Here is a 22,477-nt window from a genome sequence, read left to right as displayed (position 1 = left end):
CGCGCGCCCCGCCCCGTCACTTTCCGAGCGGCTCCGGGTGTGTGGTTACCCGGATAACGTTCGGAACAGTCCGTTGTACTCTCTCCTCAAGCTGTGACGAAATCCGGTGCACTTCCGACACGGACAGCGACGCGTCAAACACGCAGTGCATCGCCACCCGATGCCCCTGAGCCGTCTTGAGGACACTCACATCGTGGCATTCCAGCACGCCGCCAACCGCGGCCGCGGCAGCCTCCACGCGGGATATGACGCTCTTGGAATGAGCCGTAATGTCCTCCGTGACCCCCTGACGATCCTCGCGCGGCTCGATATGGATGGTAACCGAGGATACATCCGGCAGTGCCTCGTGGATGGCCTGCTCCATCGCATCCGCGACGTCGTGAGCGTCTCCAAGCTCCATCCCATCCGGCAGTTCAGCATGCAGGTCAACGTGGGTTTTCCCGCTGTGCTCCCAAAGGACGACGTTATGGACCGTCTGCCCCAGACCCGCCGCCACGTCGCGGATGCGCTCAATGTCGGACTCGCCCGCGCGGGGCTCTGGCTCCACGTGAACGACGACGTCCGCTCCGGGAGACAGCCTGCATATCTCGCCTTCAACGGATTCCGCGATCGCATGGCTGCGCTGCAATTGCGTATGCGATTCCACCGAAACGACCAGGTCCACAAAGATGTCCGGGCCAACGCGCCTCAGGCGCAGCCTGTGGACCCCGCGCACGCCGTCAACCTCCCTCACAGCCTCCTCGATCTCGAGGGCCAGGCCGGCCGGCGCCTTGTCCAGCAGCACGTCCAGCGTCCGCCTCCCCAGATTGAAGCACACCTGGATCACGATGGCGGCCACTCCGAGGGCCGCCAGGGCGTCCGCTCTCTGGAACCCGGCGCCCGCATGCGTCAACTCGCCGTATTTCACCAGCGCGAGGCCGACGAGCACCACGGTGGAGCTCCAGACGTCCGTACTGAAATGGAGCGCGTCCGCCTCCAGAGCCTGGCTGTTGTGCTTCTTCGCAACGCGCATCAGGGCTCGCGACCGCGACACGTCGATGACGATCGACATCAGCACGACCCCGAAGGCCCAGGGCGTCGCCTCGACGTGCACCTCCCGGAACAGTAGGCGCGCCACCGCTTCGTGGATGATCCACGCGCAGGTGATCAGCAGCAGGAGCGTTTCCACGAGCGCGGAAAGCGCTTCAACCTTGCCGTGGCCATAGGTATGGTCCGCGTCGGCCGGACGGTCCGACACCCGGACGGCGAAATACGTGATCGCCGCCGCCACAAAATCCAGGCCGGAGTGCGCCGCCTCGGACAGGATTCCGAGGCTCCCCGTGGAGATACCGATGACCAGCTTTGTGGAGGTCAGCAGGACGGCCGCGCCCACCGAGGTGAGCGCCACCCAACGCTTCTCCTCGCCGGCCCGGCGGATGGCGGTTTCGCTTTTACTCATCTCGTGTGTCCTGGTGAAGCGCGCACGACCCGATGCCGGCCGACGCTCCGGCGACGTGCCCGGCGGGATCGCGCAAAAAACCCCGCGGAACCTGGTTTCAGTCCCGCAGGGCTCATCAATGCCTGCTGCCCGCCACGCGCGGGCCCGGCTACTCCCGATTCACCGGGCTGCCTGCTCTTCACCCCTAATGTATCGCATGCGCGCGAGCCGCGTCAACAAGCGACGAGACGTAAGGCACGTGTCAGATTTGGGTAAAGCCGTTGCGCCATCGGCCGAAGCCGACGGCTAGCCTACAAAGCCGGTTCAAACCGGCTCAACGGAGCGGCGCAGCACCGAGCAACCGGCTTCAGCCGGTTTCGTTCGGCAGCCGTCGGCTTCAGCCGATGGAAGCGCATTTGCCGTCGCCGCGATAATTCGGCCATCCTCCCAGTAAGTGTCCACCCGCCAGGAAAGGTCCGAGATCCGATGTTGAATCCCCGTTTTGCCCTTCAGATACTCGCAGTCACCGCCGCGTTGCTGGCGATACCGAAGACAGGGAGATCCGCCGTGAACGATTGGGAAAACCCCGAAGCGCTCCACCTCAATAAGGAAGCGCCCCACAGTACGCTTATCCCTTACGCCGACACCGCTTCGGCGATGCTCGGAACCCGGGAGGCGTCCCCGTTCCACCAGTCGCTCAACGGCCCGTGGAAATTCCACTGGGTGGGCAAACCGGACGACAGGCCGCAAGGCTTTCAAAATGCGGACTATGGGATGAAGGACTGGGACACCATTCCCGTGCCCTCCTGCATGGAAATGGAAGGCTACGGTGTCCCGATCTACACCAACATCACCTATCCTTTCCCGGCGAACCCGCCTTTCGTGGATCACAACTACGATCCGGTGGGCTCCTACCGCCGAGATTTTCGCATCCCCGCCGGTTGGGCCGGACGCCAGGTTTTCATCCATTTCGCGGGCGTGCAGTCGTTCTTCTACCTCTGGATCAACGGTCAGTACGTGGGTTTCAGCAAGGACAGCATGACCCCTGCGGAGTTCAACATCACACCGTATCTGCACGAAGGAATGAACACCGTTGCCGCGCAGGTCTTTCGATGGTCCGACGCCAGTTACATGGAAGACCAGGACGTGTGGCGCTTCAGCGGCATTTACCGCGATGTCTACCTGTATTCGACCCCGACAGTCCAAATCCGCGATTTTCGTGCGGTCCCTGACCTGGATGCGAATTACCGCAATGGGATCATCAACTTCGCCGCGGCAGTGCGCAACCTCGGCGCCGCGGACGTGCAGCCATACTCCGTTGAGCTGACCCTCCTGGACGCGTCCGGCAAGCGGGTTGGCCCCGCCACCCTTATCCAGAAGCAGACCGGCGCCATCGCCAAAGGCGTTGAAAGCGCTGTGGCTGGAACCGTTACCATCTCGAAGCCTCGCCTCTGGTCCGCGGAAGATCCGTACCTCTACACCACGCTGGTCACGCTCAAAGACTCCGCCGGAAAGGTTCTGGAAGTGGCCCGCTGCAATACCGGCTTCCGCAAGGTGGAATGGAAATCCGGCGTCTTCCTCGTCAACGGCCGCCCCGTCAAACTGAAGGGCGTTGACCGCCACGAGCACGATCCCGACCACGGGCGCGCCGTGCCGTTCGAACGCATGGTGCAGGACATCGAATGGATGAAGCGCCTCAACGTCAACTGCGTGCGCACGTGCCATTATCCGGACGACGTCAAGTGGCTGGACCTCTGCGACAAGTACGGCATCTACGTCGTCAGCGAGGCCAATATCGAGACGCACGGCATGGGCTACGAAGCGCCTGGCACGCTGGCGGCGCGGCCGGAGTGGCGCGCGTCACACGTGGATCGCGTGACGAATATGGTCGAGCGCGACAAGAACCACCCGAGCATCATCATTTGGTCGCTCGGCAACGAAGCCGGCCATGGCGACAACTTCAAGGCCGCCGCCGACACCGTTCATGCCCTGGATTCCACGCGTCCCGTCCATTATGAAGGCATGAACTCGGTGGCGGACATCGACAGCACGATGTACCCCTCCGTGGAGAGCATCATCGCCCGCGGCAAATCCGCCAACCCCAAGCCGTTCTTCATGTGCGAGTACGCCCACGTAATGGGCAACTCTCTGGGCAATTTCCAGGAATACTGGGACGCCATCGAAAAATACCCCGGCCTCATAGGCGGCTGCATCTGGGAATACATCGACCAGGGCCTTCGACGCTACACCGACGGGCCGGCTACCCCGGACGGCAAGAAGCCGTGGGTCTGGGCGTACGGCGGCGACTTCGACGACCAACCCAACGACGGCATCTTCTGCATCAAGGGCGTGATCTCCGCCGACCGGGAACCCTATCCCAAGACCTGGGAGGTCAAGAAAGTCTACCAGTACATCGCCGTGGAACCGGAGGACCTGGCGAAGGGCCTCGTGAAGGTCACGAATAAGCAGTTCTTCACGGACCTGAGCGCCTACGACGTCCACTGGAGCGTTACCGAGGACGGCCGTGCCATCGAATCGGGAGAGCTGCCACCCTTGAAGATAGGGCCGTCCACATCCGGAAGCTTGCGGATTCCGATGACCGCGATCACCGCAAAGCCGGGAGCGGAATACTTCCTCCGCGTGAGTTTCCACCTGCGCGCCGATACGGTCTGGGCGGCCAAGGGCTATGAAGTCGCGTGGCAGCAGATCAAGCTGCCGGCGACCGCCCCCGCGACAATGGCGCCGGTCGCCACTCTGCCCAACATCGTTCACCATAGAGATGGCGACTTGGATACCCTTTCCGGCGCCGAGTTCAGCGTTTCGTTCCGCCAGTCCACCGGCGCCATCGCTTCACTGATCTACAACGGCAAAACGATTATCAAGGACGGCGGCGAGGCCTCCAACGGCCCCGCGCTCAGCGTTCTGCGGGCGTTCACCGACAACGACAACTGGATGCGCGATTCCTTCTTCAACGCGGGCCTGACCGTCCTCCAGCGCCGCGTTCGCTCATTCAACATCTGGCCGATGGCGGACAACGCGGTTGAAGTGGCCGTCAGCATCGATGTGATCGGCGCGAAAGGACGGGGCTTCACGCATACCTGCGTTTACACCGTCCTCGGCAACGGTGCGATCGTGATGGACAACACGGTTGAGCCGCTGGGTGATCTGCCGGTCCTGCCGCGCGTCGGCCTGCAGCTCGCGTTACCCAAAGCCTTCGAGAACGTCGCCTGGTACGGTCGCGGCCCGTGGGCATCCTATCCGGACCGCAAGCAGAGCGCGGACATCGGGCTGTATGCCGGTACGGTGACCGCTCAGCTCGTTCCAAACGTCCGTCCCCAGGAGGACGGCGCGAAGGAGGACGTCCGCTGGGCGGCGCTTACGGACGAGACCGGAAAGGGCCTTCTGATAACGGCGGACAGCCATATGATGCTGACCGCGCTGCATTTCACGCCAGAGGATTTGCTCCGAACGTCGCACCTGCACCTCCTGCGCCCGCGCGAAGACGTGATCCTCAATCTGGATTACGCGCAGATGGGCCTGGGCAACGCCAGTTGCGGCCCGCGCCCGATGAGGCAGTACATCCTCAACCCCGGCACATTCCGGTTCCGCTGGACCCTGCGCCCGTGCGACGGCGATCCCGTGGCGGAAGCCCGGGTCGCGCTGCCTCTCACGGACGCGCCCGCAATCACCAGGTCGGCCACCGGCACGGTGACGATCACCTCGACGACCCCGGGGGCGCGTATTCGGTTCACCCGCGACGGCTCATTGCCGACGGACGCCTCAGAGACGTACACGGCTCCATTCTCATTCCCGGGAGGCGCTTTGAAGGCCGCCGTTTTTGCGGATAGCCGTCTTCCGGGCGCGGACTCAATGGCGACATTTGACGTGATCGAGCCCACGCTGGAAATCTCCCGCGCCAACTGGAAGGTAACCGCGGATTCCGTTGAGCCGGGCGAGGGCGCCGTCGCGAATGCCATCGATGGCGACGACGACACGTATTGGCACACGAACTGGCAAACGAAGCCCACGGGCCTGCCGCATCAGATCGTCGTGGATATGGGCGAAACGCTGGAACTCATCGGGTTCACCTGCCTGCCCCGTCAGGGGATGGAGAACGGGCGCATCGGGCGTTACGAGTTCTATGTGAGCGCGGATGGCAAAGACTGGGGCAGCGCGGTTGCCACCGGCGCGTTTCCGAACACCCCGGACGGCCGGACGGTGCGCTTCCCCAGGCCGGTCACGGCCCGCCACATCAAACTGGTGGCGCTGAGCGAAGTGAACGGAAACGGGTTCACTTCGCTGGCCGACCTCAACGTCCTGGCGTCGAAGAGGATCGCCCGGTGAAGTGGTTCCTCGCGTTCGACCTCGGCGCGGAAAGTGGTCGCGGCGTGCTGGCGACGTACGCCGACGGTCGTCTCTCCTTGAGCGAGCTTGGCCGCTTCGTCACCAACCGTGGCGACGAGGACCTGGGTGCCGACAGCGTCCGCCGGTGGGACTTTGAACGCATCTGGAGCGAGGTTTCCGGCATCCTTCAGGCTGCCGGCCCCGTTGACGGCGTGGGCGTAGACAGTTGGGGCGTCGATTTCGGCCTGCTGGACAGTCACGGCCGGCTCATGGAAGCCCCCGTCCAGTATCGCGATGAAAGCCACACTCGAGCGATGGAGGACGCCCTGGAGACTGTGTCCCGTGAGTCGATCTGGGAGGCCACCGGCATCCAGTTCCTGCCGTTCAATACCGTCTACCAGTTGCTGGCGCGGTACTGGCGGAGCCCGAAGATGCTGGAACAGGCGAAACACCTCCTGATGATCCCGGACCTCCTGCACAACAGGCTGACCGGCGGGCATTCGCGCTGCGTGGAAAGGACCAATGCCAGCACGACGCAACTCCTGAACCCGCTCACGCATCGCTGGAACCACGCCATCCTTGATGCCCTCGGCCTGCCATCCCAGTTCCTCGGCGAGATCGTGGAGGCCGGCGGCAGGATTGGCGAGACGGACGGCGGCGTGCCGGTCTATGCTCCCGCCACCCATGACACCGGTTCGGCGGTGGTTGCGGTGCCGGGCGACGCCGGCCGTTCCTGGGCATTTCTGTCCAGTGGAACGTGGTCGCTCCTGGGCGTGGAGCGCCCATCGCCGCTCATCACCCCGGACGCGCTTCGACAGGGGTTCAGCAACGAGGCCGGCGTGGCGGGCACAACCCGCCTGTTGTCCAATATCATGGGCCTTTGGCTGGTACAGGAGTGCCGCCGCTCGCTGAAGAAGGCGGGGCATGATTACACCTACGAGGAGTTGTCGGCGCTGGCGGAAGCGGCGCCCGAAGGCGGCCCGGTCATCGACGCTTCCAGCACCGATTTCCTCGCGCCGCCCGATATGCCCGAAGCGATCCGCGCCGCGTGCGTGTGGACCGGTCAACCCGCCCCCGACGGCGCAGGCCCGCTCATCCGGTGCTGCCTTGAAAGCCTCGCCCTCGCCTACCGGCGCAAACTGGCGGCGCTCGAGATCCTGCAGGGCCGGCGCTTCGAGGTGCTGCACATCGTCGGCGGGGGCTCACGCAACCGCCTGCTCAACCAGTGGACCGCCGACGCGTGCGGCATACCCGTGGTTGCTGGCCCGGCGGAAGCGACGGCGGCGGGGAATGCCCTCGCGCAGATGGTCGCCGCCGGCGTAATATCCGGTTGGGAAGCGGCAAGGGACGTCTCCCGCCACTCCTTCGACGTCGAGACCTTCGAGCCCGATCCCCTCGCCGCGTCCCGCTGGGAAGACCTCGCAACCAAATCACAGTAGAACGGGCGTCCCGCCCGTTTCCCTAACCCTTAACAGGCGGGACACCCGTTCTACTGGAGCTGACGCTTCTTCTGGAGCTGACGCTGCGTGACAGGCTCCGCTCTCAGCGTCACGATTCCCCACGCGGGCACGACGACCTCGCCTTTGACAGGCTTCAGCGGCCGCCCCGAGGGATCGCAGAACGAGACCTTGCGCGGGCTCGACCACCTCAGCCGCACACTCTCTTTCCTGCCCGAAGCGCCATACAGCCGGACCAGCAAGGCCTTCCCGTCCGCGGCGGGCCGTAGCGACGTCACCAGCACCGAATTCGGCTCGATCCGCACGAGTGACCCGTTCGCGTCCGCCCCCGCGGCAGGTACGGCGACGAGGGGCTGGCTAACCTCCGCGCCGAACCGCGCGGCGCCGCCGGCGTCGTATTTCCCGTGGGGCCGTAACGCATATCGGAACTCGGTCGGGCCGCTTTGGTCCGCCTTGTAGTTGGTGTGCCAGTAGTTGTTCATCACGTAACTGACCAACGTTGATGACGGGGCGACATGCGCCATCCACGGCCGTTCCGCGGTGATCCCGCCGATCTCCAGCAGCGGTGCGTCCACGGTCGCCATTGTGATTCCGCTCGACGCGTTGGATACATCCGCCCACCGCTGTACGGTGAACCAGTTCTTGCACGCGCCGCTCATCTGGTCCGTTTCCGGCCGTACCACCGCCCAGGCGGTGTCCAGGCGGACGGTGGGATTCGGCACATCGAAGGCGAATGAGAAGTGAACGCCTTCCTTCGTGCGGATCGCCTGTTTATCCAGCGTGTTGGTGATATCGACGCGGTCAAGGCCCTCCACCAGCCGGATTTCGCGCACCAGCGAATTCGCGCCCGGCGCCGAGGACCGGATTTGCAGCGCCACGACGAGCGGTCCGCGCTCCTTCACCGTGATGGTGGGCCGGCCGTTCGGCGCCGGAGACCCCGGATCGCGCCCGGCAACGTACAAGTACGCGTTGAGTTTGCGGGCGAGGTTACCCCATTTCGTCGTCACGCGCACTATCGCCCCCGTCGCCGGATCGATCGCAATGGCCAGGCCCGAAACGCGAAGCGCGGTGGCGGTGACGGCGGCCTTCCCTCCGATGGGATGGCCCGCCAGTATCCGGTAACGCTGGGTTCCGAATGCGGGCACTGCGCGCGCAAGAAACGCCAGGGAGCCGTCGGAAAGCCTCTGCGATGGCGCCGCCGCCCCGCCGGGCCCGATGACGCGGTCGCCGGCGCGGCTGAGAGCCGGCGCGATGGTCACTAGATCGGTCCGGTCCCAAGACGAAGTGTTGTACACGTCAACCGCGTTTGGCGCCGCATGGACGCTAACTCCCGTCGCGGACACCAGAAGGGCTCGCGACTGTCGGTCGGCATCAAGCGCGAACTTCTGCTTGACGGCCCATTGGCCCTTCGCGAACGCACTGTCCGGCTCGCTGATGCTGTTGTACGCGCCCCACGTGTGCTCGTCGTAAAGGACCACGTTACGCCAGGCGTCCTCAAACGCGCCGGTCAGCGGCACGCCCGGGCGAAGCATCGCCTGCAGCGCCTCCGCCTGCGTCAGCCGCTCGGCGGCGGCCCGGTTCATCGCCGTCTCCGCGGCGGTCGATGCCGCTCCGTCTTCCCAGTACGGCGTGAAATCCCCGCGCACGCGGGGGATCTTCGCGCCATACCGCCGTTCGAAATCGCGGAACATCCGGGTCGTTGTCGCGATCACCAGTTTCGGGTAAGCGTAGCGGGCGTTCCAGTCGCGGACCGTGTCGGAAAGCGTGGGGTCCGGCGCGCCGTTATCGCCATTGGTCGTATACCGCACCTGCACCATGTCGTACGGGTACGCCTTGCCCTCCAGCGACTTCAGATAGTCCAGCAGTTCGGCGTCGCCTTTCTGGGCCAGCGTCTGTCCATGAAACCAGGAGTAGCCGGTCCCGGCCATCCAGCAGAGCACCGACGCATCGCCGGCCGGGGTCTCCCACCGGAACGGCCGGTCGCCCCACGCATTCAGCGTGGGGCCGATGCGATCGCCCGAATTGGGGCCGAAGGAGAAATAGCGTACGCCGGACTGCGCGAGAACGGGGATGAGTCCCCACGCGTATCCGGGAACATCCGTGATCATCGCGGAATGGATCGGCGCGCCCGTTTCCCGAGCCAACCGCCCGGCAGGCTCCACGAGGTGGAAGAGTTCCTCGGGGCGGCACAGCGCCGTCAATTCGTTGCCGTAAAGCGCGTCCAACTCGATCCAGCCCCGCTGGACCGCATCGACCAGCGCGCGGCGCTTCGCCGGAGGCGCCTGTTTCAGGTACGCATCGACCGCCCAGAGAACTTCGGCGCTCCACACGAAACGTGCGCCTTCGGGGTAGTCCCGCGTGCGCCGCGCCAGGTCGATGGCCGTCTCCAGATTGCTGAATTGCTTCTTCAGCACGTCCGACTGCAGCGCCGTATAGCCGATATCCACGTGCGAGTGCGGCAGCAGATACACTTCCCACTTGCGCACCGGTTCGACGCCCAGGGATCCCGTTGCGACCGGCGCGCCGTTTGCGCTGGTCACCGATACCGGAAGGTTCACCCTGCCGGCCACCTCGCCGATCGGCACCTCCACCGTCTGCCGTCCGTCGTGGAGGCTTGCCTTCACCGTGTGCGAACCGACCGAGACGGCCACATCCTGCGCTCCCCCCGCGCGGGCGATGGTCACCTCAGCGATCTGGTTCAGACGGCCAAGTCGCTTCACGAGCACCGGCGGCGATTGAACGCCGGCGATGCGTGTGAGCTCGGCGTCCGAGACCTCGGCGCCCGGCGCGTCCAGAGACAGCGCGTCCCAGACGAGCCAGCTTCCGGATACCGTCGAGATCGTGATCTCGTTGATGCCCGCGTGCAGCAATCCGGCGGGAAAGGCCACATCGATCGCCTGCGGCCGGCCGGCGGACGCATCGCCCTGTATGCTGGAATCGCCGGCGCCGCGCTCCGTCGCGGCCTCGAAACCGGTCCCGTTAACGCGTATCGCCAGCTTCGGGGGCTTCGTGTCTTGCGCGTCCACCAGCGAGAGGCGGAGCCGGCATTCGGCCGTGGGCGGGGGCTTCAGGCCGAACGCGATGGCGCATTCGTGCTTCCTGCTTCCCGCCCAGGAGTCAGCCGGGCCCGGGAGAACGTACGGCCAGTCGGTTCGTGGGTTCGATCTGCCCACCACATAATACGCATCGTCCCGATACGTGTAATAGGCGGCGGGCGCCAGAGCAAACTCGCCGGCGTCATGGTTTTCGCGGCCGATCGTCCACACGGGCTCTCCTGAAGCCGCCGCGCAGATCGATGCGACAGTCAGGGCGCACAGCACGGATGGCACGCGGCGTCCAGTTAAGGTCTTCAACGTTCGGTCTCCCCTCTGCAATTCGTCGATGCGCCATGTTGGTCACGACCGGGCGTCCCGGTTCAAACGAAGCCGTCTGCCATGCTATCCTGCCGCTAAAGGGATGCGGTACGTACAGGCATTTCCATCCATCGAACGGTGCGGGAGGGATTATCAGTGAATGACGCGCGAAAGTGCCTTCTGGCGTGTGTTTCAATCGCGGCGTGCGTATGCGGGCGTAGCGGCGCGACCACCAAGGGGCTGAACCAGATCGTTACCCCGGACATTCAGCCGGTTGGCATCCTGTCACTCTCTTTCCAGGCGCAGCACGAGGCTATCGGCAATGCGCTCCAGTTTCAGACCGAGTATGGCGTAACGCCGAGGTTTGAGGTGGCGTTCTTCGAAGGAATGAAGCCCGGGCTTCAGACGGCCGCCGCGGAGTACGGCCTCATCAACCACGGCCCGTACCTGTTATCCACCGGTTTCACTGGCTGGAGCAGCGACGGCAGCGCGCCGCAGCCATTCCTCGAAGGGGGATATTATGTGGGCGCCCATAAAGCGATCGCCGGCCTTCTGCGAAACGGCGCCCATTCGCAGGCCGTGCTCGGCTATGCATACCAGTCGAATCCTGTTCTGCAATGGCAGGTGGACTACCAGAGCGGCGAAGGCAACTCCTCAACCGCCGGCTTCACCTACAACCTCACGCCGTCCCTGTCGTTCAATCCGGCGCTATACCGCACCAATGATTCGCCGCATCACACCTTCGGCTACGCCGTACTGACATGGAACGTCAAGCTGGGTTGACCGGCTGCAAGGGTGAGATTGCCCGCTATCCCAATTTTCGCCACTTTGAAGTTTCCCCTGCGCGCGTCAACTTCATATAGTGGATTTGATGAAACACCTACTATTGATTGCTCTCCTCGCATTGATGGCGGTTCCCTCGGGCGCGAAAGACAGGCGGTTTCGTGTCCTGGTTTTCTCGAAAACCACCGGCTTCCGCCACGATTCGATCCCGGCCGGGATCGCTGCGATACAGAAGTTGGGACAGGACAATGGTTTCGACGTCGACGCCTCGGAAGATGCCTCGCTCTTCACGCCCGCCGGCCTGGCGCAGTACAAGGCCCTGATCTTCCTCAACACCACGGGGGATCTCTTCGACGACGCCCAGAAGGCCGCGTTGAAGGATTACATCGCTCGCGGCGGCGGGTTTGTCGGCATCCACGCCGCAACCGACACCGAGCACAACTGGCCGTGGTACAAAGAGATGCTGGGCGCCGAGTTCAAGCGTCATCCCGCGTTCCAGAAGGCCACCATCCGCATTGAGGATCGAAAGGACGTCTCCACGCGGATGCTTCCCGCTGCCTGGGAGCGCTCCGACGAGTGGTACGAGTTCACCGCCAGCCCGCGGCCCAAAGTCCACGTTCTCTTCTCTGTGGACGAATCGACTTACAAGGGCGGGGAAATGGGCAAGGACCACCCGTTCGCGTGGCGGCGCAACATCGGCAAGGCGCGCATCTGGTACACGGGGTGCGGGCACCCGAAGGAAGCCTACTCCGAACCGCTCCTCCTGGCGCACCTGCTGGGCGGGATCCGATGGGCGGCCGGGGCCAGCAAGTAGCAGACTCAGACAACACTAGAACCACTACATGAGGTAAACGGATGGCTGACAATTCCGGCATGGACCGCCGGCAGTTTCTAACGATGGGTGCGGGCGCGATGATGTTCTCGATGCTCGCCGCGGAAGAGTTACGCGCACAGACACCCGCGGCGCCGGCGCCCCCCGCCGGCGGCGGCGCACCGGTGAACTGCGCGGTTATCGGCCTGGGCGCACAGGGGCGCGCGCTGATTGATTCCCTGGCCCGCGCTGCCAACGCCCCGGTGACAGCCGTATGCGACACCTATACCCCGGCCCACACCCGCGCACTGACCGTCGCCACGAAGGCAACCGCCGTTCAGGACTACAAGCAGCTACTGGGTCGCGCGGACGTGAGCGCCGTGTTTGTCGCCACGCCCACCCACCAGCACAAGCAGATTGTCCTGGACGCGATCGCCGCCGGCAAACACGTATACTGCGAGGCTCCCCTGGCTTACACCATCGAGGACGCAAAGGCCATCGCGTTGGCCGGCAAGGCTTCCACCCGGATATTCCAGAGCGGACTGACTCAACGCATGCTGCCGATCAGCACGCACGTCCGCAAGTTCATCGAGACCGATGTTCTCTCCAAGGTCGCCCAGATACGGGGCCAGTATCACCGCAAGACAAACTGGCGCCGCGCTGCCCCCACACCGGAACGCGAGCAGGCGCTGAACTGGCGGCTTTCGAAGGCCACCTCGCTCGGCCTCGTCGGCGAACTCGGAATCCAGCCCCTCGACCTGATGAACTGGTACCTCCGCTCGACGCCGGTCGCTGTGTCCGGCTTCGGCGGCATCCTGGCGTGGCAGGACGGCCGTGACGTGCCGGACACCGTTCAGTGCATCTTCGAGTACCCCGAGGGCGTGCACCTGGCGTACGACGCCACGGTTGCGAATTCGTTCGACGGCAAATACGAACTCATGATGGGCTCCGACTCCGCCATCTACCTCCGGGACGGACGCGGCTGGCTCATCAAGGAAGCGGACGCGAAGGCTTTGGGCTGGGAAGTCTACGCGCACAAGGACAAACTCGGCGACGAAACCGGAATCGCCCTGGTGGCGGACGCCAGCAAGCAGTTGGCGCTCGGCAAGGAGCCCGGTTCCTCCGCTCCGCCCGCCATGACCGATCAGGCGATGCTGAACTACGCCGTGGACGGTTTCCTCTCGGCGATCCGCACCGGCAAGAAACCCCTCGCAGGGCCTACCGAGGGATACCAGAGCACCGTCGCCGTCATCAAGGCCAACGAGGCGGTCAACTCCGCCAGCAGAATCACCATCGCGAAGGAATTATACGACCTGTAGGGCGCCAATGCCCGCACATCATCACTTACTGGAGATGGATAAACCCATGTCACACGAAAAAGACTCATTCAAGCCGGCTGAAACCGAAAACGCGGGCACAACCCGCCGAGACTTCCTGAAGACCGCCGCATTGGGCGTCGGCGGCACGATCATCGCTATGGGAACCCCCGGTTTCGCCGCAGCCGCCGCGGGCGATGCGGTGGCGAAGGCAAAACCCAAAGTTCTCAAATCCGCCGGGCTGAAGCCGCGCGTGCGCATGGCATCCGGGCGCGTCATCGGGGCAAACGACCGCATCGCCATCGCTCACATTGGAGTGGGCGGACAGGGCGGCGCGCACCTCCACATCCTGAACGGCGAACGCGAGGTCAACAATACCCGCTCCATCGGCGTCTCGGAAGTCTACGTGCCCCGCCTGGATGGCGCCAAGGCCGCCATCCTCAAATATGACGCCTCCGCGCAGGTTCAGACCGCGAAGGACTATCGCGCACTCCTCGACAATAAGGACGTGGACGCGGTCGTCATCGCCACCCCGGAACACTGGCACGCCCAGATCGCCATCGACGCCATGGAAGCCGGCAAACACGTATACTGCGAAAAGCCGATGACCCGCTACATGGACGAAGGCTTTGCCATTCTGGCCGCACAGGAAAAGACCGGCAAGGTCTTCCAGGTAGGCTCCCAGGGAACTTCGGACACCAAGTGGCACGTCGCCAACGAAGTGGTGAGTTCCGGCAAGATCGGTGAACTCGTCTCCTGCCAGGGCTCCTATGCCCGCAACAGCCAGGGCGGCGAATGGAACTACAACATCGACGCCGGCGCCGGCCCGGACAACCTGGACTGGAAGATGTGGCTCGGCAGCGCGCCGGACCGCCCCTGGAACGACGACTCCAAGGCCCGCTTCTTCCGCTACCGCAAGTATCGCGATTACTCCGCCGGCCTGCTCGGCGACCTGATGCCCCACAAGCTCCACCCGCTGATGATCGCGGTCTTCGGCGACAAGCCCGAATTCCCCTCCCGCGTAACGGCCCTTGGGACGATGAAGATCTCCACCGACCGCGAAGTGGCGGACACCATCCACACGCTGGTTGAGTTCCCGTCCGGCGTTACGATGTACGTCTTCCTGTCCACCGTCAACGAGCAGGGCCTGGAAGATCTGATCCGCGGCCACAAAGCGACCCTCCGCTTCGGCGGCGGCAAAGTCGCCCTCAGCCCGGAGCGCCCGTTCGCCGAGGAGATCGATCCGCAGGACTTCCCGGTCGTCGGCCCCGGCGAGGACATTAAGGTCCACGAAAAGAACTGGCTGGATTGCATCCGCACCGGCAAGACGCCGAACGGTAACATCGGCCTTGCGGTTCGCGTTCAGACCATCGTCTCCCTCGCCGAAATGGCGGAACTCGAGCACAAGACGATGAACTTCGACCCCATCAAACGCCAGATCATCGCCTAACAGACCAGGAAATGGGGAAATGAGGCAATGAGGAAATGAACGGACTCCGATCCATTTCCCCATTTCCCCGTTTCCCCGTTTCCTCATGTCCTTCCCACAATGCTTGCCCTCGGCCGCTACTTGATGGGGACGCGCTTCGAACTCGTCCTGGGCGGCGGGGCCGATCCCGGGCGTCTGCGATCGGTCGGAGAGGCGGCGCTTGACGAGGTTGAACGGATCGAGGGACTCCTGTCTATCTATCGCCCCGAAAGCGAGGCTGCGCGCGTTAATTCCCACGCCGCGGAAGGCTGGGTCCGCGTTCACCCCGATGTTTTCACGCTTTTCCAGCGCTGCCAGGCCCTGTCCCGCGCCACCGATGGAGCGTTCGATATAACCGTCCTGCCTATGCTGCGCGCCTGGGGCTTCATCGGTGCATCCGGCCATGCCGCCGGCGCCGGTGAGATTGCGGCCGCCCGCGCCGTCACCGGTATACGACACATTTCCCTCGATGCCGAGACGTCGTCCGTTCGCTTTGACAGTCCCGGAGTCGGCCTGGATCTCGGCGCGATCGGCAAGGGCTATGCCCTGGACGCCGCGGCGGACATCCTTAGGGATATGGGTGTGCGCTCCGCCCTGATGCACGGCGGCACCAGCACCGTCATCGCCCTCGGCTCATCGGACAATTCCGAGGGATGGAACATCGCGATCCGTGACCCCGGTTCGGAGGACGGCGTCCTCAGATCCGTCACCATCACGGACGGGCAGGCGCTTTCCGTGAGCGCAGTCCATGGAAAGGCGTTCACATCTGACGACGGACGGCTGTTAGGCCACGTCCTCGACCCTAGGACGGGCAGCCCGTGCGAGCGGGCGAGACTGGCCGCCGTGGTGACGGACAACGCCACGGACGCCGACGCGCTTTCCACGGCGCTTCTGGTCCTCGGCGAAGCGGAGGCCGCCACCCTGCCCTGCTTCGCCCCTCTGTTTCCGGACGCCGCGTTCGTCGTCCCATGCGAGCCGCAAACGCTCAGTGCCGCCTCGCATTCACTCTCGCCAGCGCATTGAGCACTGACCCCAGGAAAGGAACACTCAAAATGAAATTCAGCATAACCGCAGCCACCGGCGCGGCGCTTCTCGTAATCGCCTCGGCGGCATTCGCCCAAGATCAGGCTGCGCCCGCCGGCTTTGGCGCCCCCGCCGGCAAGCTCGCCAAACTCGATAGAGGCTTCACGCGCCTCTTTGACGGGAAGAGCCTCGACGGCTGGAAAATGGCCGGGCCCGGCAGCTTCAAACTCCTCCCCGACGGCAGCATGCTCGCCGAAGGCGGCATGGGCCTGCTCTGGTACACCAAGGCCAAATATAAGGACTTCGAACTCAAACTCGACTGGAAGGCCCTCTCTAAGACCAGCAACTCCGGCGTCTTCGTTCGCTTCCCGGACCCCGGCGACGACCCCTGGAAGCCGGTCAACCAAGGCTATGAGATCCAGATTTCGGACACAGGGGATGACCTGCACCGCACGGGCGCGGTCTACACTTTCGCCCCGTCAACCTTCGTGCCCGGCAAACCTTACGGCGAATGGAACTCCGAGGTCATCAAAGTCGTGGGAAATCACTACGTGGTTACCATCAACGGCAAGAAGGTCTGCGATTACGTGGGAACACGGTCGCTGGAAGGCTACATCGGCGTTCAGAACCACGAGCCGACCAACAATGTCGCGTTTCGCAATATCCGCATCAAGAGCCTGTCCCGCTAGGGCGGGCCTGTACAAAGAACCGAGGGTACACACATGAAATTCGCAGATTACGGATTCGTCGCGGCGCTGGCCGTTGCCGTCGCCGTGCCGGCCCTGGCCAAGGGCGCGCCGGATACGAGGGTACTCGGCGTGGGCGGCAAACCGCCCGAGGGAGCCGTCGTCCTCTATGACGGCAAGAACACCGACGCGTGGTCGAGGGCCTGGAAGATCGAGAAGGACAAGTCCATGCTCTCCGGCGGCGGCGGCGATAACGCCAGCAAGGAGAAATTCCTGGACGGCTGGTATCACGTGGAATGGAAAGAGCCGCTGATGGCGGACAAAACCGGCCAGGAACGCGGCAACAGCGGCGTTTACCTTCAGGGGCGATACGAGGTCCAGGTGCTCGACTCTTACGGCATCACTGATCCCGGGCGCGGCGACTGCGGCGCCATCTACGACACCGCCGCCCCGCTCGTCAACGCCTGCAAGCCCCCGCTTGAATGGCAGGCCTACGACATCTTCTTCAAAGCGCCGCGCTACGACGCCGACGGCAAGAAGATAGAGAACGCAAGGCTGACCGTCTTCCAGAACGGCATCCTTGTCCAGAACAATACCGAAGCGCCTCACCCGACACGCTCTGCCACCGATCCGGAGGGCCAGGAGGCGGGCCCCCTGGTGCTTCAGGACCACGGCACTCCCGTTACCTACCGGAACGTCTGGGTAAAGCCGCTCCCCCTGAAGGGCGCGGGTCACTATTGATATCGAGCGCGACACGACCGGCGTCACGCCGGTCGTGTCGTCCTGAGAGGAACCTGAACAAATGAGCGAACAGAACCCCATCACCCGGCGCGAAATGCTCTCGCGGACGGGTCGCCTCGCGGCCGGTGTAGGACTCGGACTCGCACTGGGAGATCGCCTCGCCGGCGCGCAGCCGGCGTTTGCGCAGAGCCCCAGGAAGGCGTTCGGAGCCAACGACAATATCAACATCGCCGTCATCGGCCCCGGCGGAAGCAAGGGCGGTTACCGGCAGGGACTGAACGACACCCACAACTGCGCGCGTCAGAAGGGCGTCAAGGTCGTCGCCGCCTGCGACGTTGACAAGGTCCACCTGGACGAGGCCGCGGCTTCGTTTGGGGCGGACTGCCGCAAATACGCCGACTTCCGCGAACTCCTCGCCCAGAAGGATATCGACGCCGTGGTGATCGGCACGCCGGACCACTGGCACGCTTTCATCGCCATCGCCGCGATGAAAGCCGGCAAGGACGTCTATTGCGAGAAGCCGCTGACCCTCACGATCGAACAGGGCCGCCAGATCGTTAAAACCTGGCGCGACACCGGCGCGGTCTTCCAAACGGGCAGCCAGCAGCGCTCCGATGCCCGATTCCGAAAGGCCTGCGAACTCGTGCGCAACGGGCGCATCGGCAAGATCAAGAGAGTGGAAGCCCGCCTCCCCACCGGCCCCACCGGCGGACCGTTCCCCGCGCTCCCGGTGCCGGCCGATTTCAACTGGGATATGTGGCTCGGCCCCGCGCCCGAAACCGAATACGTCAAGGAACGCAGCCACGGTGACTTCCGCTGGTGGCTGGACTACTCCGGCGGGATGCTAACCGACTGGGGCGCGCATCACAACGACATCGCCCAGTGGGGCCTCGGGTACGACCGCTCGGGCCCGATCAGCGTGGAAGGCATGGGCAAAGGCCCGATCATCGGGCACAACTGCTACAACACCTTCCCCGAGTTCGGCCTGGACTTCACCTACGACAACGGCGCCGTGCTTCACGTCACGAACCAGGGGGAGAACGGCGTCCGCTTCGAGGGCGAAGAGGGCTGGATCTTCGTGAGCAGGGGCGCCATCAACGCGAGCGACCAGAAACTACTCGACGATCCGCTGCCGGCAAACGCGACCAGGCTCTACGAGTCCAACGACCACGCCGCCAACTTCATTGAGTGCATTCGCTCGCGCAAGCAGCCCATCTGTGACGCCGAAATCGGACACCGGTCGGTCTCCATCTGCCACCTGGCGAACATCTGCCTCCGCCTCGGCGGCGACAAGCTGAACTGGGATCCCGCGAAGGAGTTGTTTAAGGACAATCCGGCGGCGAACGCCATGCTCAGCCGCCCCGCCCGCAAGCCCTGGGCGCTGCCTACGCGCAAAATCTGAACAGAACGATGAAGTAGGAGCGATGAACGATGAATCCGGATTCCGAAATTCATCGTTCATCGCTCCTCGTTCATCGTTTCGTTTACGCCGCTACTTCCAGCTTCACGCGCTTGTAGCCGCCCTTCGCCCTGTCGCTCAGGTACAGCGCGCCGAACACCACCACCAACACGACCGGGAACATCGCAACCGTCTGGAATGCGACGCCCGGGTTATCCTTGTGGGTGTCGTAGATTTTGCCCATGAATGGAAGGACCAGGGCCGTGCTCAGGTTGCCCGCTGCGCCCATGATGGCCAGCAGCAGCGAACCGCCCTTCGGGAACCGTTCACTGGTGAGACCCAGCATGGTGGGCCAGTAGTAGCAGATGCCCAGCGCGAACACCGTTGCCGACGCGTAGGCCTTGATCGGCGTGTCCGCGTGCCCGAGGCTGTACAGGCCGATCGCAGAGAGTACGCTGGCGCACGCCAGCAGGCCAACCGGCGAGATCTTATGGACGAACTGTCCCGCCAGATTGCGGCCTACGAACATCACCCCATTGATGAAGACCAGGACGAGAATGCCGGAGGCTCCTGCGAGTTTGCCCAGCGTCGCCGGTATCCACTGGTTGGGGCCGAGTTCCGTCGCGGCGGTCAGGAACATGCAGAGGAACAGCAGAATGAATACCGGGCGGAAGACCTCTTTGTACATGTCACCCGTGGTCACCGACGCCTGAACGCGTTCGGTCGCCGGGAACTTGTGCCCCGTGAACAGGACGCCGTAAACCACCACGAGGACCATGATGGCCCCAATTTTGTACTGCCAGCCCAGATGCGCCTGGGTCATGCCGTACGCCACCAGCCCCCCGATGATGAGGCCCCCGGGGAACCAGGCGTGGAACCGGTTGAGCCGGTGCGTCTTCTGGTCCGGGTAGATGGTGGCCACCAGCGGGTTACACGCGGCTTCCACCAGGCCGTTGCCGATGCCCACTATGAGCGTGGCCGCGAAAAGCATCGTGAAGCCGTTGGCGAAGATCGTCATGCCGAGCCCGCAGAGGTGGGCGAGGAATGCCAGCGCCAGGATCGCACCCATTCCGAACAGGTCGACCAGCATACCACCGAAAAGGATGGAAAGCACGAAACCATAGAATGCCGCGCCGGCCATCAGGCCAAGCCGGTAGTCGCTGAGGGCGAATTTCTGGCCGAGCGCGGGCATGATATCGCCACGCACGGCGAACGTCATGCCGGTTGCGGTGAGTGCGATGCACGATGCGACGAAGAGGCGGCCGCGCGGAACCGCGGTCTGAGTTGTGGATGTGGACAAGTATGATCTCCTTTGACAGCATTAGGGCCAAATGGCGAGCGTGCCGTCGCTTGAGTATCGGAAGAACCAAGGCGCATCCACAGCGCTCAACGCTCATCGTTCATCGCTCATCGTTCATCGTTCATCGTGCATCGCTCATCGTTCATCGCTCATCGTTCATCGTTTCTCCGATATCGTCAGCGTGACACGCGGCTTCCCGTTGGACGCGACATCGAGGGTGAAATGCCCGCCCTTGGCATCCCAGCTCACCGGGCCGGCCGAACTCTGCAGCCCGATGGGTGAATAGCCGTGCAGCGTAACGCTCTTCTCGCCCTCCGCGAACAGCACGGTCGCCGTCAGGCTGCCTGGTACTTCCGATATCGATTCGATGCGCTGCTTCCCCGTGCCCACGAACTTGCCCAAGTCGCCGAGGAAGGCGATTCCCGATACACCCGTCGGCGCGAGCACAAGGAACGTACAATCGTCTGTCGCCAGCTTCCCCCGGATGGTAGTGTCTGCCTCGACGGGAGATACTCCTCCGTCGAAGGGATACCACCGGTACCCTGCGGTGTTCATTCCCACGTCGGAGGGCAGGAACTCCGTATTCTCGGTATCACCCTTGCGCCGGAACGCGAACACGTAGACCGTCTTGCGATCGCCGTGCCGCGTATACGTGGATGCCACCATCGGTTTGTGCTCTTTTCGCGCGTCCGAGAGGACGCTCGCATCGACCGGCACGATGGATGCGTCCGGCTTCACCAGCACGCCGTCGGGGCGGGCGGCCATCAGCGCGTTCTCAACGCTCTCCTGGCCCATGAAATCGCCGAAGCCCACCAGGCCGGCGCTCAGTGTGGCGAGGAGCATGTTGTCGCGCTCCTTGCTCATATACGTGTCCACCCACGGCCACTCGCCCAGCGCGGACGCGAAGCGCGACGTGTACAGGAAGCGCTCCCACTTCCCGCGGTCGAAGCGGTCATCGCTGACGCGGATGTTGGTGAGGTTGGGATACGTGGCGCCCTGCAGGAAGAACCGCGGCTGCGCCATGCAGTACTGCATCGTCAGGCCGTGATTTGCGCAGGCCTTCGCCATTGCGGTGAGGAACGCGGCCGCCGTGTATGGCTCGGTATGAAAGCGCGGCGAGTAGTCCCAGGTGTAGTTGAGCCAGTCCTGCTCGTACATCTTCACGCCGGAGCGCGCGATGTAGCCGATGATCTCCTCCCAGTACTTCGGATCGGTGGACTGCAGGCCGGGGATATCGTATTTTTCACGGTACGGGCTCTTCACGTCGATCCATCGGTTGTGCGTCGCCAACGGCATGCCCACTTTGCTGTGGAACCCGTCCAGGCCATCCGGGAAGACGAACGGGTGCGCTTCGTATTTGGTCAGGCCGCCATAGGCGTTCCACGTACCCTCGGGAAGGCTGGCCACCTTCGGCTTCTTCTCATCCTCGCCCTTGTAGTTGACCGTCGTCTTCTGGTACCACCAGCTGTCCAACTGAACGTACCGGATGGGGATGCCCAACCGCTGCATCTCGTCGCGGACCGCCAGAAGCGTGCCTTCATACCCGAGGGCTTTGTCGTAGTTGTAGTAGTAGGCAGCGCCGTTGTCGGTCCAGTACCCCAGGTGCTTCAGGTAGAAATCTGCATCATAGGCGGGCCGCTTCACCCCCACGAAGTCGGTCAGCCCCTTGCCCCACGCTTCCCACGTCGCGTTGATCCCTTGGCCAAAGGCAAGCATTGTCTTATGCGTGAAGCCCTTCGGCAGGTTGGCCACTCTAGCGTCGATCGCGCAGGTGATTTCGGATTTCGCGTCGCCGGTCATGCTGGCGGTCATGAAGTTCGCCGCGGGAGACACAACCGCCGTGTTCCCGTTCCCATCGAAGAGCACCCACGGCGTGCTGCCCTTCTCCGGAGCGAAAGCGAACGGTGAGAAATTCACGTCCCTGTACGAGAGGACGTTCAGCCCCTGCGGGATCTCCGTGAATGACGGGAAGGCGATGGGCGAGGCCTGGTTTGCCTCACCGGTCCGCCACGTGAAGAGCGCGATGGGCCTGTCCCGATATCGCCTGATCGAGCCGTCGATGCGGCCGTCCTGCATCCACTGAAACGATATCTCGTCGTACCTGCCCGCGGAATCGCGCCCGGACTTCGTGGTGACGTTGGAGGGCGCGGCAGACAGCTTCCCGCTGAAAGTGAAGTCAGGCTTGTTCGAGGTAACGGTGTAACGTCCCGTGGCGGCTTCCAGGTCCACCGCTACACCGGAGGAGGAGGCCGGGAGGCCTTCACCGAGCGCGCCGCTCGGCCAGGCCATAAGCGCGACAAGGATGGCGCCCGACAGGCGCGTAACACTGACGTTCATGATTCTGCCTTATCTCATGTAGGCGGAGCCTTCGGCACGCGC

The 22,477-nt window shown here is 63.9% G+C and carries 14 protein-coding genes; 10 read left to right on the top strand and 4 right to left on the bottom strand.

The genetic code is table 11. From position 1 onward, the window contains the following. Nucleotides 1–16 precede the first annotated feature (16 nt). Nucleotides 17–1,438, bottom strand: a complete 1,422-nt coding sequence (locus VGM51_08325) for a cation diffusion facilitator family transporter (GenBank protein HEY3413049.1) — start codon at nt 1,436–1,438, stop codon at nt 17–19. A 546-nt stretch (nt 1,439–1,984) separates the two neighbouring features. Between VGM51_08325 and VGM51_08320 the strand changes: the two genes are divergently transcribed. Beyond that, nucleotides 1,985–5,761 carry a glycoside hydrolase family 2 TIM barrel-domain containing protein gene (locus tag VGM51_08320; protein HEY3413048.1) on the top strand — a complete coding sequence of 1,259 codons (3,777 nt, stop codon included), beginning with the start codon at nt 1,985–1,987 and terminating at the stop codon, nt 5,759–5,761. Beyond that, on the top strand, nt 5,758–7,200 hold the full coding sequence (locus VGM51_08315; protein ID HEY3413047.1) for a rhamnulokinase family protein: 1,443 nt from the start codon (nt 5,758–5,760) through the stop codon (nt 7,198–7,200). The genes VGM51_08320 and VGM51_08315 overlap by 4 nt, the downstream gene beginning before the upstream one ends. Before the next feature lie 50 nt (nt 7,201–7,250). Here VGM51_08315 and VGM51_08310 read toward each other — a convergent pair whose 3' ends face one another. Continuing rightward, on the bottom strand, nt 7,251–10,571 hold the full coding sequence (locus VGM51_08310) for a polysaccharide lyase family protein (protein ID HEY3413046.1): 3,321 nt from the start codon (nt 10,569–10,571) through the stop codon (nt 7,251–7,253). 156 nt (nt 10,572–10,727) lie between these two features. On the opposite strand from VGM51_08310, the gene VGM51_08305 reads away from it, so the two are divergent. The 8 genes from VGM51_08305 to VGM51_08270 all read left to right on the top strand — a co-directional run bounded on the left by VGM51_08305 (nt 10,728) and on the right by VGM51_08270 (nt 18,801). Next, nucleotides 10,728–11,354 carry a hypothetical protein gene (locus VGM51_08305; protein HEY3413045.1) on the top strand — a complete coding sequence of 209 codons (627 nt, stop codon included), beginning with the start codon at nt 10,728–10,730 and terminating at the stop codon, nt 11,352–11,354. 88 nt (nt 11,355–11,442) lie between these two features. Next, a complete protein-coding gene (locus VGM51_08300) occupies nt 11,443–12,168 on the top strand; it encodes a ThuA domain-containing protein (protein ID HEY3413044.1) in 726 nt (241 codons plus the stop codon). 41 nt (nt 12,169–12,209) lie between these two features. Further along, on the top strand, nt 12,210–13,484 hold the full coding sequence (locus tag VGM51_08295) for a Gfo/Idh/MocA family oxidoreductase (GenBank protein HEY3413043.1): 1,275 nt from the start codon (nt 12,210–12,212) through the stop codon (nt 13,482–13,484). Between the two features lie 46 nt (nt 13,485–13,530). Then, a complete protein-coding gene (locus VGM51_08290; GenBank protein HEY3413042.1) occupies nt 13,531–14,931 on the top strand; it encodes a Gfo/Idh/MocA family oxidoreductase in 1,401 nt (466 codons plus the stop codon). Between the two features lie 99 nt (nt 14,932–15,030). After that, nucleotides 15,031–15,972 carry an FAD:protein FMN transferase gene (locus VGM51_08285; protein ID HEY3413041.1) on the top strand — a complete coding sequence of 314 codons (942 nt, stop codon included), beginning with the start codon at nt 15,031–15,033 and terminating at the stop codon, nt 15,970–15,972. A gap of 29 nt (nt 15,973–16,001) precedes the next feature. Further along, complete coding sequence (locus tag VGM51_08280; protein ID HEY3413040.1) at nt 16,002–16,661, top strand: DUF1080 domain-containing protein; 660 nt, start codon at nt 16,002–16,004, stop codon at nt 16,659–16,661. Between the two features lie 33 nt (nt 16,662–16,694). Next, nucleotides 16,695–17,399 (top strand): DUF1080 domain-containing protein, encoded by a 705-nt coding sequence (locus VGM51_08275; protein ID HEY3413039.1) that lies wholly within the window; start codon nt 16,695–16,697, stop codon nt 17,397–17,399. A gap of 61 nt (nt 17,400–17,460) precedes the next feature. After that, nucleotides 17,461–18,801 (top strand): Gfo/Idh/MocA family oxidoreductase, encoded by a 1,341-nt coding sequence (locus tag VGM51_08270; GenBank protein ID HEY3413038.1) that lies wholly within the window; start codon nt 17,461–17,463, stop codon nt 18,799–18,801. An 82-nt stretch (nt 18,802–18,883) separates the two neighbouring features. Here VGM51_08270 and VGM51_08265 read toward each other — a convergent pair whose 3' ends face one another. Together VGM51_08265 and VGM51_08260 are read right to left on the bottom strand one after the other, a co-directional pair. Next, entirely contained in the window at nt 18,884–20,098 is a 1,215-nt protein-coding gene (locus tag VGM51_08265; protein ID HEY3413037.1) for an MFS transporter, read from the bottom strand. Between the two features lie 156 nt (nt 20,099–20,254). Then, nucleotides 20,255–22,435 carry a hypothetical protein gene (locus VGM51_08260; GenBank protein HEY3413036.1) on the bottom strand — a complete coding sequence of 727 codons (2,181 nt, stop codon included), beginning with the start codon at nt 22,433–22,435 and terminating at the stop codon, nt 20,255–20,257. Between the last annotated feature and the right edge of the window lie 42 nt (nt 22,436–22,477).

Source organism: Armatimonadota bacterium, from assembly GCA_036504095.1.
Taxonomy (GTDB): Bacteria; Armatimonadota; DTGP01; order JAKQQT01; family JAKQQT01; genus DASXUL01.
Note: the sequence above shows the minus strand (reverse complement) of the source record. Positions and strands in the feature narration are given on the sequence as shown.

Coding starts and splice junctions, on each gene's coding strand:
- VGM51_08325 (HEY3413049.1), bottom strand. CDS start 1,438: ATGAGTAAAAGCGAAACCGCCATCCGCCGGGCCGGCGAGGAGAAGCGT.
- VGM51_08300 (HEY3413044.1), top strand. CDS start 11,443: ATGAAACACCTACTATTGATTGCTCTCCTCGCATTGATGGCGGTTCCC.
- VGM51_08295 (HEY3413043.1), top strand. CDS start 12,210: ATGGCTGACAATTCCGGCATGGACCGCCGGCAGTTTCTAACGATGGGT.
- VGM51_08290 (HEY3413042.1), top strand. CDS start 13,531: ATGTCACACGAAAAAGACTCATTCAAGCCGGCTGAAACCGAAAACGCG.
- VGM51_08285 (HEY3413041.1), top strand. CDS start 15,031: ATGCTTGCCCTCGGCCGCTACTTGATGGGGACGCGCTTCGAACTCGTC.
- VGM51_08280 (HEY3413040.1), top strand. CDS start 16,002: ATGAAATTCAGCATAACCGCAGCCACCGGCGCGGCGCTTCTCGTAATC.
- VGM51_08275 (HEY3413039.1), top strand. CDS start 16,695: ATGAAATTCGCAGATTACGGATTCGTCGCGGCGCTGGCCGTTGCCGTC.
- VGM51_08270 (HEY3413038.1), top strand. CDS start 17,461: ATGAGCGAACAGAACCCCATCACCCGGCGCGAAATGCTCTCGCGGACG.
- VGM51_08260 (HEY3413036.1), bottom strand. CDS start 22,435: ATGAACGTCAGTGTTACGCGCCTGTCGGGCGCCATCCTTGTCGCGCTT.